The 14,877-nt window shown below is 54.2% G+C and carries 12 protein-coding genes; 5 read left to right on the forward strand and 7 right to left on the reverse strand.

The features are described from left to right. Window positions 1-54 precede the first annotated feature (54 nt). The 3 genes from ptsP to DRI82_RS23875 all read right to left on the reverse strand — a co-directional run bounded on the left by ptsP (window position 55) and on the right by DRI82_RS23875 (window position 3,422). Window positions 55-2,301 carry a phosphoenolpyruvate--protein phosphotransferase gene (gene ptsP, locus DRI82_RS13970; protein WP_114194533.1) on the reverse strand — a complete coding sequence of 749 codons (2,247 nt, stop codon included), beginning with the start codon at window positions 2,299-2,301 and terminating at the stop codon, window positions 55-57. Window positions 2,302-2,313: 12 nt separating this feature from the next. Then, window positions 2,314-2,841, reverse strand: coding sequence for an RNA pyrophosphohydrolase (gene rppH / locus DRI82_RS13975; RefSeq protein WP_114194534.1), 528 nt, complete (start codon window positions 2,839-2,841; stop codon window positions 2,314-2,316). 437 nt (window positions 2,842-3,278) lie between these two features. Continuing rightward, the gene (locus tag DRI82_RS23875) at window positions 3,279-3,422 is read right to left on the reverse strand and encodes a hypothetical protein (RefSeq protein ID WP_157968072.1); all 144 of its coding nucleotides are present in this window, start codon (window positions 3,420-3,422) and stop codon (window positions 3,279-3,281) included. A gap of 121 nt (window positions 3,423-3,543) precedes the next feature. Between DRI82_RS23875 and mutH the strand changes: the two genes are divergently transcribed. The 3 genes from mutH (at window position 3,544) to DRI82_RS13995 (ending at window position 5,829) form a co-directional block, all read left to right on the forward strand. Continuing rightward, window positions 3,544-4,227 (forward strand): DNA mismatch repair endonuclease MutH, encoded by a 684-nt coding sequence (gene mutH / locus DRI82_RS13985; RefSeq protein ID WP_114194644.1) that lies wholly within the window; start codon window positions 3,544-3,546, stop codon window positions 4,225-4,227. A 133-nt stretch (window positions 4,228-4,360) separates the two neighbouring features. Next, window positions 4,361-4,579: a YgdI/YgdR family lipoprotein gene (locus DRI82_RS13990; RefSeq protein WP_114194536.1), complete on the forward strand. Its 219-nt coding sequence runs from the start codon at window positions 4,361-4,363 to the stop codon at window positions 4,577-4,579. Window positions 4,580-4,788: 209 nt separating this feature from the next. Next, window positions 4,789-5,829 (forward strand): NADP(H)-dependent aldo-keto reductase, encoded by a 1,041-nt coding sequence (locus DRI82_RS13995; RefSeq protein WP_114194537.1) that lies wholly within the window; start codon window positions 4,789-4,791, stop codon window positions 5,827-5,829. 76 nt (window positions 5,830-5,905) lie between these two features. On the opposite strand, the gene lplT is transcribed toward DRI82_RS13995, so the two are convergent. The 3 genes from lplT to DRI82_RS14010 form a co-directional block, all read right to left on the reverse strand. Beyond that, window positions 5,906-7,120, reverse strand: coding sequence for a lysophospholipid transporter LplT (gene lplT, locus DRI82_RS14000; protein WP_114194538.1), 1,215 nt, complete (start codon window positions 7,118-7,120; stop codon window positions 5,906-5,908). Then, window positions 7,117-9,273, reverse strand: coding sequence for a bifunctional acyl-ACP--phospholipid O-acyltransferase/long-chain-fatty-acid--ACP ligase (gene aas / locus DRI82_RS14005; RefSeq protein ID WP_114194539.1), 2,157 nt, complete (start codon window positions 9,271-9,273; stop codon window positions 7,117-7,119). Before aas ends, lplT begins: the two co-directional genes overlap by 4 nt. A gap of 318 nt (window positions 9,274-9,591) precedes the next feature. Then, window positions 9,592-11,850 carry a molybdopterin guanine dinucleotide-containing S/N-oxide reductase gene (locus DRI82_RS14010; protein WP_114194540.1) on the reverse strand — a complete coding sequence of 753 codons (2,259 nt, stop codon included), beginning with the start codon at window positions 11,848-11,850 and terminating at the stop codon, window positions 9,592-9,594. Window positions 11,851-12,087: 237 nt separating this feature from the next. Here DRI82_RS14010 and DRI82_RS14015 point away from each other — a divergent pair, with 237 nt between their 5' ends. Together DRI82_RS14015 and galR are read left to right on the forward strand one after the other, a co-directional pair. Further along, window positions 12,088-13,230, forward strand: coding sequence for a pyridoxal-phosphate-dependent aminotransferase family protein (locus DRI82_RS14015; protein WP_114194541.1), 1,143 nt, complete (start codon window positions 12,088-12,090; stop codon window positions 13,228-13,230). A 164-nt stretch (window positions 13,231-13,394) separates the two neighbouring features. Beyond that, window positions 13,395-14,408 carry an HTH-type transcriptional regulator GalR gene (galR, locus tag DRI82_RS14020; RefSeq protein ID WP_114194542.1) on the forward strand — a complete coding sequence of 338 codons (1,014 nt, stop codon included), beginning with the start codon at window positions 13,395-13,397 and terminating at the stop codon, window positions 14,406-14,408. Here galR and DRI82_RS14025 read toward each other — a convergent pair. Next, entirely contained in the window at window positions 14,405-14,866 is a 462-nt protein-coding gene (locus tag DRI82_RS14025; protein ID WP_114194645.1) for a GNAT family N-acetyltransferase, read from the reverse strand. The two genes, galR and DRI82_RS14025, sit on opposite strands and share 4 nt — an antisense overlap. Between the last annotated feature and the right edge of the window lie 11 nt (window positions 14,867-14,877).

Here is a 14,877-nt window from a genome sequence, read left to right on the forward strand (position 1 = left end):
TCGAACTCCTGGCATGACGCCAATGCAAGTGCGGCTAACATACTCGCTGCGGCACTATTTACCGCCGCGGATCAATCCACCCAGACCGCGACGTTCCATAAACTCGGCGGTAATCTTGCGCACATCGGCTGCCAGTTGCGCAGTCAATACGCGCTCTACCAGCAACTGGATCTCGGCGAGATCCACGCTGCGCAGCAAGTATTTGATTCGAGCGACGCTGCGGCCATTCATACTCAAATTACGATAACCCAATCCCACCAGTAGCAGTGCGCCCATGGGATCACCTGCCATCTCGCCACACAGGCTGATCTGCAGTCCAGCCGCCTCGCCCTGTACGAGAATCATCTTCAGTACCTGCAACATCGCGGGGTGCAGACTGTCGTACATCGCCGCCACACGGGTATTGTTACGATCCACCGCCAGAAGATACTGCGTTAAATCGTTGGTGCCCACCGAGATAAAATCTACCCGGTGCGTCAAATGCGGGATCAGGAAAATCATCGCCGGCACCTCAATCATCACCCCAAGGCGGATTTTTGGCAGTTCGTACCCTAGAACCTCCTGCACTTCCTGCCCGGCGCGATCGATCAACCGTTTCGCTTCGTCGATCTCTTCCAGATTGGTAATCATTGGCAATAAAATGCTCAGATTACCGGTTGCCGCATTGGCCCTGAGCATCGCCCGCACCTGGATCATGAAGATCTCCGGCTGATCGAGCGTCACCCGAATCCCGCGCCAGCCGAGGCAGGGATTCTCCTCACTGATCGGCATATAGGGCAACTGCTTGTCAGCACCAATATCGAGCGTACGCAGCGTGACCGACTTACTGGGGAATATTTGCAGCATGCCCTGATACTGCGACACCTGCTCTTCCTCAGAAGGAAAACCGTTTTGCAGCATGAAGGGGATCTCGGTGCGGTATAAACCGACGCCGTCGACCCGGGTACCAAAGCGCTTTTCGTGATCGGCACTCAGCCCGGCGTTGAGCATGACCTGTATCCGCTCACCGCTTTTCAGCGTTGCAGGCTGTTCAACATCATCTTCTGCTCGCTGGCTCAGTTCCAGCTCTTCACTGATTAAACGTTGATATTCCGTCACCAGAACCGGTTCAGGTTCGATCAGCAACTCACCACGGTAACCGTCAACGATCAGCAACCGCCGATTGAGCAGCGACGGCTGGATATCCGCCCCCATTACCGTCGGCACGCCCATCGCCCGCACGAGAATGGCCGCATGTGAATTGGCTGCGCCATCGCGCACCACAACGCCAACCAGGCGATCCTGCGGCACTTCCGCCAGCAGCGTGGCCGTCAGCTCTTCCGCGACCAGCACGAATCTTTCCGGCCACTGGATATCGTCCTGCACATTATCGTCGAGGTGGAACAGCAACCGTTGCCCAAGCGCCCGCAAATCACCCGCACGCTCACGCATATAGGCATCTTGCAGACTGGCGAACTGTTCGGCAAAGTGCTCCACGACTTTTTTAACGGCCCACTCCGCGACCCAACCGCCGTCGATTTCGACAAACAGTTCACGCTTGAGCCGGGCATCGTTGAGCAAGTGGGAGTAGAGATCGAAAATCGCCGCGCTCTCTTTTTGCGAACTGGCCGCAAAACGTTTGCTGAAACGGCGGAATTCAGCGCCCGCCTCTTCCAGCGCGCGGGTCAGCCTTTCGCGCTCCCGCGAGGAATCGAGCGTTGACGCCATATAGACATGATCAAGCGACGGCTGACTGCTGTCCAGCCAGCCTTCACCAATGGCGACACCCGGCGAGGCGGCCAGCGCCTTTACCCGGGTTTGGCGGAAACGACCATAAATGGCGTTGAGTTGCGATTGAGCGAGAATTCCGGCGACCTGCGTCGCCAGGGTGACCATGAAGGATTCTTCACTCTCATCGAACTGGCGGTGCTCACGCTGCTGTACTACCAATACACCCAGCAGTTGGCGCCGGTTGATGATAGGAACGCCGAGGAAAGATCGGAACAGATCTTCTTTTACCTGCGGGATATATTTGAAACTGGGGTGGCTTTGCGCATCGGCCAGGTTGATCGGTTCGGCCAGACGGCCTACCAGCCCGACCACACCTTCATCAAATGCCAGCGTAACCGTGCGCCCACGAGGCTTTTTCAAGCCCCGTGTCGCCATCAGGTAGTAACATCGGCGGTCATTGTCAGCCAGATAGATTGAACAGACTTCCGTATCCATCGCCAGACAGGTTTCATTAACCAGAAGATCCAGCGACTCATTCAGGCTGGCCGCTGCCGCGACCTTTTCAACGATTTCTCGCAAACGCATGAGCATAATCTGCGTGACTTAACCTCTTTTTCGGCGGTAAGCGGGCGAAGTCCGAGGAGGAGTTGCCTCCTGCATCGGCATCACTGTCATTGAGAACTCTTTCATCACACGCCGGTAGACATCGCGTTTAAATGACACGACCTGCCGAACCGGATACCAGAAACTGACCCAGCGCCAACCATCAAACTCAGGTGTGCTGCTGCGCTGCATATTGATATCCGCGTCATTGCACATGAGTTGCAAGAGAAACCATTTTTGTTTTTGGCCGATACATACCGGCTTTGTATCCCAACGCACCAAACGTTTTGGCAATTTATAGCGCAACCAGTTGCGGGTTGAGGCGAGAATACGGACGTCTTTTCGGCTCAGTCCCACTTCTTCAAACAGTTCACGGTACATGGCCTGTTCCGGGGTTTCACCAGGATTGATCCCCCCCTGCGGAAACTGCCAGGAGTGCTGACCATATCGTCTGGCCCACAAAACTTGCCCCTGCCGATCACAGATTACGATACCAACATTCGGGCGGTAGCCATCATCATCGATCACCGGACTACCTCAATAAGCTTATTAACGCAAAGATAACCTGATTGTTTCATACTACCATCAGGCGGTAAACCACTGCGTTCAGGCAGACGCAAACGAATAACTCTGGGATAACCCACAGATAAAAGCAAAGTTATAAACAGCCAGGGCGTTTTGTGCCCCATCTTATTCACTTTTTCTGTGGATATAGGTGTGCAGAACTGTAGGGTAAGCAGGGTAAAACTCAGTGGGGTTTCTAAAAGAGGGTATTCAAGCCAAAAATTAAATGCATGTAAATCATGAAATTAATGACTTAATACCGTTTATCCACCGCGGGCAAATGTGATCTGTGCACGGAAAGGATCCTCGACTGGTGAAAGATCAAGCAATGTCGCTTTTATCCACAGTATATGCAAAAAAGTTAGGCACAAATGGGGTAAATCAGGGTAAAACCCCCTAAGTCAAGGCTGTAAATAGAACCAGTAATCGGGTTTTAACCCGGTTATCCCATAAATCTGTGGATAACCCAGTGGGTGATCCTGTTCATTGTTGGCGGCAACTGGTGCAAAAGCGCCGTCAACTAAAAATTCAGGATTTATTTTCACGAAAAAAAACCCTTTAAATCATGCTATTATTATACTTTTCCCCAGGCAGGGTTCACTAATGTCGGACGGGATAATTAATAGAGTGTTTTTTAACCGTTTTTGACAGGCCGTGGCTATGACTATTTCACTGTATTCCCCACCTCCTCCCCCGAAAGATGAGGATGAACTGCTGGTGCGAGCCCAGGCTCTGGCGGGATTTTCATTGGGTGAATTGGCAACCCTGGCTGGCGTTGCCATACCCGCAAATCTTAAGCGGGACAAAGGCTGGGTAGGCATGTTGCTGGAACTCTTCCTGGGAGCGAGCGCAGGAAGTAAGCCCGAACAGGACTTCCCGCAATTGGGTATCGAACTAAAAACCATCCCGATCGATGAACAAGGAAGACCTCTGGAAACCACGTTTGTCTGCGTCGCCCCCCTGACGGGCAACAGCGGCGTGAGTTGGCACACCAGCCATGTGCGGCACAAACTGGCCCGGGTGCTGTGGATCCCTGTGGAAGGATCCCGCCAGTTACCTTTGGCCGGGCGTAGAATCGGCTCGCCTCTGCTCTGGAGCCCTTCGGCAGAAGAAGAACAGCTGTTGCGTCGTGATTGGGAAGAACTGATGGACCTGATCGTCCTGGGCCACGTCGAAAACGTTACGGCGCGCCATGGTGAAGTGTTGCAATTGCGACCAAAAGCCGCTAACAGCAAAGCGCTGACCGAAGCCATCGGCGAACATGGGCAGCCCATTATGACGTTGCCACGGGGCTTTTATTTGAAGAAAGATTTCACCCGTCAATTATTGGCACGCCATTTCTTACTTTAAATGCATACAAAAAGTATGGCTATTTATGTTTAATCTCAAAAAAGTGTTAAATAGCGCTGGCTGCCCCTTTTTATCACTCTCTATTTGCTACGCTTAACAAGATTTCACTATTACTGGTACCAAGGAAAAAAAGATGAAAAAGTGGATGTTGGCTGCGTCTGCCATGTTGATTGTTTTTGGACTGGCTGGCTGCTCAAGCGATTACGTTATAGCAACCAAGGAAGGAAACATGATTCTGACGCAGGGTAAACCACGTATTGATAAAGATACTGGATTGATCCGTTATACCGATGAACAGGGTAATGAACGTCAGATCAATGGTAATCAAGTCACCCAGGTACTTGAAAGGTAATCTTATTATTTCTTCCATAGGCTGCCTGTGATTGGCAGCCTATATAAGGAGACCTCTTTTTCTCCTTCCTGACTGTTATCGCTCTTCCCCCACACTAATTGCTTCGTTATAGTCCTTATAAGGCAATAGAGTCCTTGTAAGGGAAATAGCGTCCTTGTAGACAAGTTCATATTCAGCCTGACATTCTCAGATACTAAGGAAGACCGGCAATGCAATATCACCGTATACCCCACAGTTCTTTAGAAGTGAGCGTGCTGGGACTTGGCACCATGACATTTGGTGAACAGAACAGCGAAGCCGAAGCCCACCAGCAGCTTGATTACGCACTGGCTGCGGGAATTAATCTTATAGATACCGCGGAAATGTATCCCGTTCCCCCGCGACCAGAGACCCAGGGCCTGACTGAGACCTATATCGGTAATTGGCTGAAAGCCCGCGGTTGCCGTGAGAAAGTGATCCTCGCGAGCAAGGTGGCTGGCCCTTCACGCGGCAATGACAGCGCAATTCGTCCAGACCAGATTCTCGATCGCAAAAACATCCGGGCGGCTCTCGATGCCAGCCTGAAACGCCTGAACACCGATTATCTTGATCTGTATCAGGTGCACTGGCCGCAACGCCAGACCAATACCTTCGGTAAACTCAATTACACCTATACCGATGACAAACTGGCCGTCACCGTTCTGGAAACGCTGGAAGCGCTGAACGAACAGGTCCGCGCAGGCAAGATTCGCTATATCGGTATTTCGAACGAGACGCCTTGGGGCGTGATGCGTTATCTGCAATTGGCTGAGAAACACGATCTGCCGCGCATTGTCTCGATCCAAAATCCCTACAGCCTGCTGAACCGCAGCTTTGAAATCGGCCTGGCAGAAATCAGCCATCGTGAAGGTATCGAACTGCTGGCCTACTCCAGCCTGGCGTTTGGCACATTAACCGGCAAGTACCTCAACGGGGCAAAACCGGCAGGCGCACGCAATACGCTGTTCAGCCGTTTTACGCGTTATTCGGCACCGCACACCCAGGCAGCGATCGCCGAATATGTGACGCTCGCGAAACATCACGGGCTGGATCCGGCGCAAATGTCGCTGGCCTTTGTGCGTCAGCAACCCTTCGTTGCCAGCACATTGTTGGGAGCCACTTCCGTAGAACAGTTGAAGATCAATATCGACAGTCAGGATCTGGTTCTGGAGCAAGACGTTCTGGATAAACTGGAAGAGATACACCGCCGCTTTACCATTCCTGCGCCTTAAATCTCCAGGTGTTATCACTGATAGGTCATACCCACTGAAACAGGAGGGTGGAATCTTTCCACCCTCCTTGTGAAAATTATACCTTGCGCGCTTTACGAGCCTGCACAACTTGCCATACCCACAGGGAAGCAATCGCTAGCGCAAAAACCACACCGAAACCAACGCCAACGGCCACAACCGGCGCACCCAGTTTTACAACCAGCGAGTAGAGCCCCAGCATTAACAGCATAGCGGTATTCTCACCCAGATTCTGCACGGCAATCGCATTGCCTGCGCCCACGGTCTGTTTGCCACGTTCTTGCAGCAATGCATTCAGCGGAACAACAAAGAATCCCCCCAAAATACCGATAACGACCAGTAGCACATACGCGTTGAATAATTGATGTTGCAGCGCGAAAGCAGCCACGACAACACCCATTAAAATCCCCGCAGGCATACAGCGCTTCACCGTTTTCAGCGTGACGAATTTCCCTGCGGCCCCTGCGCCAAAGACAATCCCAACGGCTACCATCGCATTCAACAGCGTTGGCGTTGCGTTGTCGGCAATACCCAGGGCGACCGGTACCCACAGTACCAGCAGAAAACGCAGCGTCACCCCCGCTCCCCAGAACAGACTGGTGCCCATGAGCGAGAAACGCGTTTCACCGTCACGCCACAGACTGCACGCAGCTGCCGCAAAAGTTGTCACCATGGCGCGGGGATGCCATGACGAACCTGGCCTTGCAGCGGCCAAATGCGGAATAAACAGGTTGGCGACAACGGCCGCACCGTAGGCGATCACGCACGCCCAAAGAGCCGCCGTGAGACTCCAATCGGACAGCATGCCCCCGGCCACGGAACCCAGCAGAATCGCCGCAATGGTTGATGCTTCCATCAATCCATTGGCTTTCACCAACTGTTCGCCACGGGTGATTTCACCCAAAATACCGTACTTGGCCGGTGAATAAGACGCAGCCCCGATCCCCACCAGCGTATAGCCAAGGAACGGATTGAAGCCGAAGCAGATCACCAGCGCCCCCGCCAGCTTGAGTGCGTTGGCAAACATCATGACCCGACCTTTGGAAAAACTGTCGGCAAACTGTCCGACGAAAGGGGCGAGGATAATATAGGCCGCCACGAAAGCCATTTGCAGAACCGGCTGGCTCCAGTCGGGATAGAGAAGCTGTTTTATCAGCGCCAACGTCGCAAACAACAACGCGTTGTCACCGAATGCCGACAGAAATTGCGCGACGATTACCGCAATCATACTTCGCGATAATAAAGGGCCATCTGTCGCCGTGGTTTGACTCATGCCTGATTCTCCGGTTGTTCTGCCATTTTGCGCAGGGTGACAAAATCGGGTTTACCACTGCCCAGCAGAGGTAGGGTTTTCACTACGCGTATATCACGCGGTACAGCCAGTTCAGGCGTTCCTGCCTCGCGTGCCGACCGTAACAGGGCGTCCCGCGTTAATCCCGCATCGGTGGTAAATAATACCAGCGCCTCGCCTTTTGCACTGTCACTGCGCGCGGTCGCCGCATGCTGATGATCGGCAGACACCCGAATCGCCAGTTGCTCCACGCTTTCCAGCGAGACCATCTCACCGGCCAGTTTGGCAAAACGTTTGACCCGTCCCCGGATGACGCAAAATCCTTTTTCATCCAGCGTGACAATATCCCCCGTGTCATACCAGCCCGGTTGCAGTTCGCCTGCGGCGTTTTCTGCCACAGGTGGCTCAAGCACGCCGGGATTCTCCACCCGCAAATAGCCTTTCATAATATTCGGGCCGCGCAGTTGCAGTCGCCCGCCCTGCTCGATGCCAGGTACATGCATCAAGCGGGACTCCATACCCGGTAAAATCTGCCCGACGGTGCCGACTTTCGCCGCCATCGGTACGTTGATGGCCACAACGGGCGCGCATTCCGTCACGCCATACCCTTCCAGAATGCGGATACCAAATTTGTCCTGCCAGATCTGTTTGGTGCTGTCAGCCAGCTTTTCTGCGCCCGCCACCACATAGCGCAACCGCGCAAAATCGTAAGGATGGGCGAAACGGGCATAATTCCCCAGAAAGGTCGAGGTGCCAAACAGAACGGTACAGTTGGTGTCGTAAACCAATTCCGGCACCACCCGATAATGCAGCGGGTTTGGGTAAAGAAAAACCCGACTGCCGGTGAACAACGGCGTAAACAGGCCGACCGTCAGTCCGAAGGCGTGAAACAGCGGCAATGACGACATAAACCGGTCGCGTGGCGTGAAATCGGCAATGGTTCGAATCTGTTCAACGTTAGCCAACAGACTGGCATGCGAATGAACCACACCTTTTGGATTGCCCTCTGAACCCGAGGTGAACAACACCAGCGCCGCATCATCCGGTTTCTGCTCTACCATGGCTCTGGCCGGAAAAATCAGATGTGCCAGGATCCACAGTTTGTCCTGCCCGGTGATGGTGTCCTTCAAGTCTTCCAGATAGACCCAGTTGGCCTCGGTGACCTGCTCCGGTAAATGGGTCAGCCTCCCTTTCTCCAGAAACTGCCGCGACGTCACGATGGTCTTAATCTGCGCCGCTTTCATGGCACTTTTGATACCGTTCGAACCCGAGGTGTAATTGAGTAGCGCAGGCACCCGCCCACGCAGCGACGCGCCAAAAATTGCCGCAGCCATGATGGTGGCATTGGGCAACAACATGCCGACATGCTCACCCGGCTGGGTAAAACGTTGCAAAATCCGGCTCACGCCCAGGATTTTTTTCAGCAGACCGTGATAGCTGTCTTCTTTGAATGCAATGTCTTCGATACAAGGTTTGAAGCGGCCATAGCGGGTTTGGGCCGACAGGAAAGCCTGAAAAAGGGTTTCCGGCTCCCGCGTTTTCATTCGGGCATCCATCATGATCTGGTGCAGACGCTCACCCGCCAGAACCCGCCGTTCACGGGCCCGGGGCGCATCAGGCATCTCAATCTGAGTCGCGGGCAGAACGCGAATGGTTATTTTTGGAAACCAGCGGGTTTTGAAATTACCGCGCAACCGGCCAAACACCGTATATTCCGCACCATCGAGCCGAATGGGCACCACGGTGGCACCTGACTTGGCAGCAATAAAAGCCGCGCCATCATAGATTTTCATCAATGAACCGGTAACGGTGAGCCGCCCTTCGGGGAATACCACAATCGGCCTGCCACTCTGCACTTCCCGCACCAGATGTTTGATCGCCATGGGTTTGGTGGGATCGAGCGGAACAAAGTCGATGTATTTTTTCAGCCAGCGCATAAACCAGCGGTCGGTAATGCTGGAATAGACAGCAAAAACCGGTTTTACCGGCAGGAACAGGGCCAGCAACGCGCCATCAAGGAAAGAGATGTGATTGGGGGTGATCAGCAGTTTTTCATGCTTGAATTGCGCTGGATCGGCATCCACCGAGACCCGATATAGCAGTCTGAACAAGCCACGTAATAAAGAATAAACCATGCCCATCTCCATATGAGGGAAAACCAGGAACGCAAAAAATGCGCCACCGCATGGCAAACAGAATACACCAGCATATGGGCGACTGACGACAGTCGACGGGGTAAACCCCTCTTAAATTGGCGGAAAAAGCTTCAGGCAAAAAAAAACCTACGCATCCGCGTAGGTTGGTGCAAACATTATAAAATGGTTTCAACATACAGAGTATGTTGATAATTCACCAATCAATACCTCTGGGACGTTCAATGTATCCCGTTTATCAGAAGTACAGCCAGCGGCGAATCGCAACATAAATCTGCAAAGTGTAACCAGCAATGAATATCAGGCCAGTACCACGTCAACCAGGCAACTCATGGCATTCGGACCCTGAGTTAAACGCGATGTACCAATATCTAGCGTCAATACATTGGGGTTACCAGATTGCTCTATGCCGTTGTCTTTCCCCACAAAATCCGGATCAAACCACGCTCCGGTAGACATCAGTACCACGCCCGGCGTCAAGCCGTCGGTGATATAGACGCCGGCCAGGCAGGCACCGCGCTGATTGACAACTTTCACCAACGCGCCGTTTTCGATTCCCCGCGCCTGTGCATCCGCTGGGTGCATATGCAGCGTCTCTTTTCCGGCTGTTTTATTGCTTTGTGCCAGCGGAGCCTGATCGAGCTGGCTGTGCAGCCGATCGCTGGGTTGGATCGAAATCAGATGCAGGGGCCACTGTTTGGTAGTCTCGCTGCCCAACCATTCCACTGGCGGCTGCCATTGCGGATGTGGCGCAAAGTCCTCATAGCGATAACCGGCAATTTTTTCGCTGAACAGCTCAATCTTGCCGGACGGCGTCTTCAGCGGATTGGCCTGAGGATTATTGCGGAACTCTTCAAAGAAGATAAACGGCTTCTCGGGTTTGGGTAATTCCACATAACCACGTTGCCAGAAGGTCTCGAAGTCCGGCCACTCCACACCCGTTCCTGCTTGCGCCGCACCGCATTGCTCATAAATCTGGTGCAACCACTGCTGTTCATTGCGCCCCCCGGTAAATTGCTCGCGATAACCCAGGCGATCGGCCAGTTCGGCAAAGATATCGAAATCATTGCGTGCCTGATGCTGCGGGGCAATGGCCTGATGCATCGCCAGAACGTAACGATCGCGCGACGATCCGCCGATATCATTACGTTCAAGCGTCGTGGTTACGGGCAAGACGATGTCGGCCAGTTTGGCCGCTGGCGTCCACCAGATATCCTGCACGATGATAGTATCGGGTTTCTGCCAGCCTTCCAGCAGCCGATTCAGTTGCTGATGGTGATGGAAAGGATTGCCGCCCGCCCAGTGAACCAGATGAATATCAGGATAATGGTGGGTTTCACCCTGAAATTCGTAAGGCTGCCCCGGCTGTAACAGCATGTCACAAATACGCGCGACCGGAATCGACAGCCCGGCAGGATTCTGTCCTGCCGACATGGTCGGCCCCGGCGTGTCGTGGCGTGGATTGCCCACGCTGTTCATTGAACCATGGCCAAAGGCAAAGCCGCCACCCGGCAATCCCACCTGCCCCAACATCGACGACAGTGCGATCAGCATCCAGTAAGGCTGTTCCCCTCGGTGCGCCCGTTGCACGGAATAGGAGCCGGTAATCAAACTGCGTACGCCAATCAGTTGCTGCGCCAACCACTCAATGCGAGCCACAGGAATGCCGGTAATCTCGCTGGCCCACTGCGGGGTTTTCGCTATCCCGTCCTGCGCACCGGTCAGATACTCCAGCAGTTGTGGATAACCGGTACAGTGACTGGCAAGAAAAGCCAAGTCATGGGCACCCTGACGCTGGATTTCATACCCGAGCGCCAGCATCAGCGCGACATCGGTATTGGGTCGGATAGGGATCCATTCGGCCTTGGCAAATTCAGGGCAGTCATCACGCATCGGGCTGATATTGATAATCGGAATGCCTTTGCTGACCAGCTTTTCCAGCCAGGGTTTCAGGGTATGCTCCGCCGCCCCGCCCGAGGCAACCTGGGCATTTTTCAGCGCCAGTCCGCCAAACGCGACAAACACCTCGCAATGTTCCGCAATGCTTTCCCAGGACGTTACCCGACCGGTCATTGGGCTGTAGGTACCAATTATATAAGGCAGGAAAAACTGCGCCGCGCCCCAACTGTAATTGCCCACTTGGTCGACACCGCCGCCACCGCTGAAATAGAAGCGACGAACCAGCGAACGTGCATGATGCAGGCGACCGGCCGATGACCAACCGTAAGAGCCGGTAAAAATGCCCGAAGCGCCGTAACGATCGCGCACCCGACGGTTCTCCTGCGCCACCAGATCCAGCGCCACGTCCCATTCCACTTCGACAAACTCTTCACGCCCCCGCAGCGAGCGATCGCTATTTTCGCGCTTTTGCAACCATGAACGGCGCACAGCAGGCTTTTGAATCCGTTTGTCGGAATAGACCGACGGGGCGATCGAATTCAACAAAGGGGAAGGATCGGGATCGCCAGCAAAAGGCTCGCAGCGGATCAGTTTCCCGTCTTCAACTACGGCGGTGTACGCCCCCCAGTGAGCAAGTTGCGGATAGCGTTTTATGGACATGACGGTCTCGGTGGCAGTAAATGGGGCATAAAAATAACATTCAGCAGATGAAAGATTCAAAGCACAAATTGGACTAAGGATTTATAAAACTCGGCTTGCGAGGCAAAAACGCGGTTTTTATCGCCAAGGTGGGTAATCGCCCCTACACTTTTCTGTAAACAACCGCGCATCACCGCCCGTTGGAATCACATTGAGTCGCCATTCCCCTCTGCCGGCTCGCTATAACAGGAGCTTGTTATGACAGATTCAACCTGGTATCCGCTTCTCGATCTGCCCGCCTATCCGGCGGAGAGATTTGCCCCACTGGCCGACCGGTTGGCCGCGCTACTCAATACCCGCAATGATGTGTTGCTGATTCAGGGTGAAGCCATTATCGCGCTTGAGTCGGTGGCCGTCAGTCTCTCACGTCCCGGCATGCATATCCTGAATGTGGTCACCAGCCCTTACGGACTCTATTTCAGCCAGTGGTTACGCCGCGGTGGTGCCACTATCCATGACGTAAAAGCGCACAGCGGTTTCCCGGTCAGCCTGGAAGAATTCAGCCACGCGTTGGATAAACTCGCGCATATCGATGCCGTCGTGGTGGTACATGGTGAAGCGGCCAGCGGTATCGTCAATCCCCTGGCGGATATTGCCGCCCTGGTCAAACAGCGCGGCGCATTGTTAATCGTTGACGCCGTGGCGTCCTTCGGCGGGCATACGCTGGACGTCGACGCATTGGGCATTGATTTGGCCGTGATTGGTCCGCAAAAGGCGCTCGGTGGACCCGCCGGGGTGTCGGCAATCAGCGTCAGTGAACGTGCCTGGCAGCAACTCAATACGCCGGCCAGTTATGCGCAATCCTGCCTGTCATTGAGCGAGCTGAAACGCCAGTGGCTCGATCGTGGTCGTCAAAGTCTGCCGGGAATGCCCTCGTCCCTGGATTTCTGGGGATTGGAATCTGCGCTCGATCGTTTGGATAAAGAGGGGCTGGTGAATATGATTAACCGGCATATCCTGGCGACACGGGCGACCCGCGCGGGTTTGCGGGCCATGGGCGTCGTGCCCTGGGTTCCCGAGGACGATCAGGCGTCAGCGTTGGTCACGGCCGCGCCCGTTCCGGATGAGGTGAACATCGACGATCTGCTGGATGCCACCGCCCGCCTTGGAGTCACACTGACGCCGGGCGTGGGGGCCATTTCCCGCCGCCTGATCCGCCTGAACCATACTGGCCCGAACGCAAAATTCAGTACCGTTCTGGCGAATGTCGTTGCCTACGGTGCCGCGCTGATACAAGCAGGACAGCCTGCGGATATTGCGGCGGCAGCGGCAGCCGTCACGCGCCACTACGCGTCTCTTCCGGAACCGGCGGCCGGGAGTCAAACCGAGCCCACGCTTTAGCGTTTTTCCGCGTTACCCCGTCCCATCGACGCGCAAAGGTCTGCTTAATGGGCAGTTCTTTGCGCTGGTATCATAAAGTTGCGATCTACACCCCTTGCGCAGCACGGCGATTTCCGCAAAACTGAACAATGTAAGCGATTACCCTGCACTTTTCTGGAAAATCTATGGCCACAATTAAGGATGTAGCGAGACTGGCGGGCGTCTCTGTTGCAACGGTATCACGCGTTATCAATAACTCCCCGAAAGCTAGTGAAAACTCTCGTGTTTCAGTCATGAGCGCCATGGAACAGCTGCAATATCACCCCAATGCAAATGCGCGGGCTCTGGCGCAACAATCCACCGAAACCCTCGGTTTGATTGTGGCAGACGTGTCAGATCCGTTTTTTGGCGCGATGGTAAAGGCCGTTGAACAAGTGGCTTATAGCACCGGTAATTTCCTGCTGATTGGTAACGGTTACCATGACGTAGAGAAAGAGCGCAAGGCCATTGAACAATTGATACGCCACCGTTGCGCGGCACTGGTGGTGCATGCCAAGAAACTGCCCGATGCTGAACTCAGTAACCTGATGGAACAAATGCCGGGCATGGTGCTTATCAACCGCATCGTCCCAGGTTTTGAGTCGCGTTGTGTGGCCCTTGACGATCGCCATGGCGCGTGGTTGGCGACCCGTCACCTGATTCAGGCCGGGCATCAGCGCATTGCTTTTATCTGTTCAAACCATCAGATTTCGGACGCCAATGACCGCCTGCAAGGTTATCTCGACGCATTGAAAGAACACAATATTCCTGTGGATGACAAACTGATCGCCTACGGGCAGCCGGACGAAGTGGGCGGCGAGTTGGCAATGACCGATCTGCTCGGCCATGGGAAGAATTTTACCGCCGTTACCTGCTATAACGATCCCATGGCGGCAGGTGTGCTCTCCGTTCTGAGCGATAATAGTATCGACGTGCCGCATGAAATGTCATTGATTGGTTTTGATGATGTGCTGATTTCGCGCTATCTGCGCCCGCGCCTCACCACTATCCGTTACCCGGTCGTGGCGATGGCTACGCAGGCCGCAGAGTTGGCATTGGCGTTGGCCAGCAATCTGCCTCTCCCGGAAACCACCCATATGTTCAGCCCGACGCTAGTCAGACGCCATTCGGTGGCCTCACCCCAGAATGGGCATGATTAGAAATCGTTAAGTGATTGATGATATAGGCGAACGGGTTTATCTGGATAGTCGAGGGCGTCACCGATGTACTCCCAACCCTGACGTTCGTAATAACCACTGAATGTCGCATACAGATAGAGATCGCCAAAACCGACCTGGCGACTGTACTCCAACACAAACTGCTGTAGACGCTGGCCCAAACCGGCGTCGCGGTGGGCTTCGTCTATATACAGTGCGGCGAGCCAGGGGGTGAGATCCTGTCGGCTAATCAAATCACAGCGCCATAATCCCACCGTGCCGAGTATCTCGCCGTCGCGCAAGGCAACAAATGTCAGGGGCAGTCCCTGTTTTTTCATGCTGCTTTTGACAATACTGGCAAAAAACTCTCGGCTGTTATGGCTACCGAACGCCTGCCACTGCCAGTCCGTCACCTGCCGTTCAAACTGCGGATGATCGGCCAGAAATTCGATACGTACCACGCCATGCCCCA

The organism is Edaphovirga cremea (genome assembly GCF_003332275.1).
GTDB classification, from domain to species: Bacteria; Pseudomonadota; Gammaproteobacteria; order Enterobacterales; family Enterobacteriaceae; genus Edaphovirga; species Edaphovirga cremea.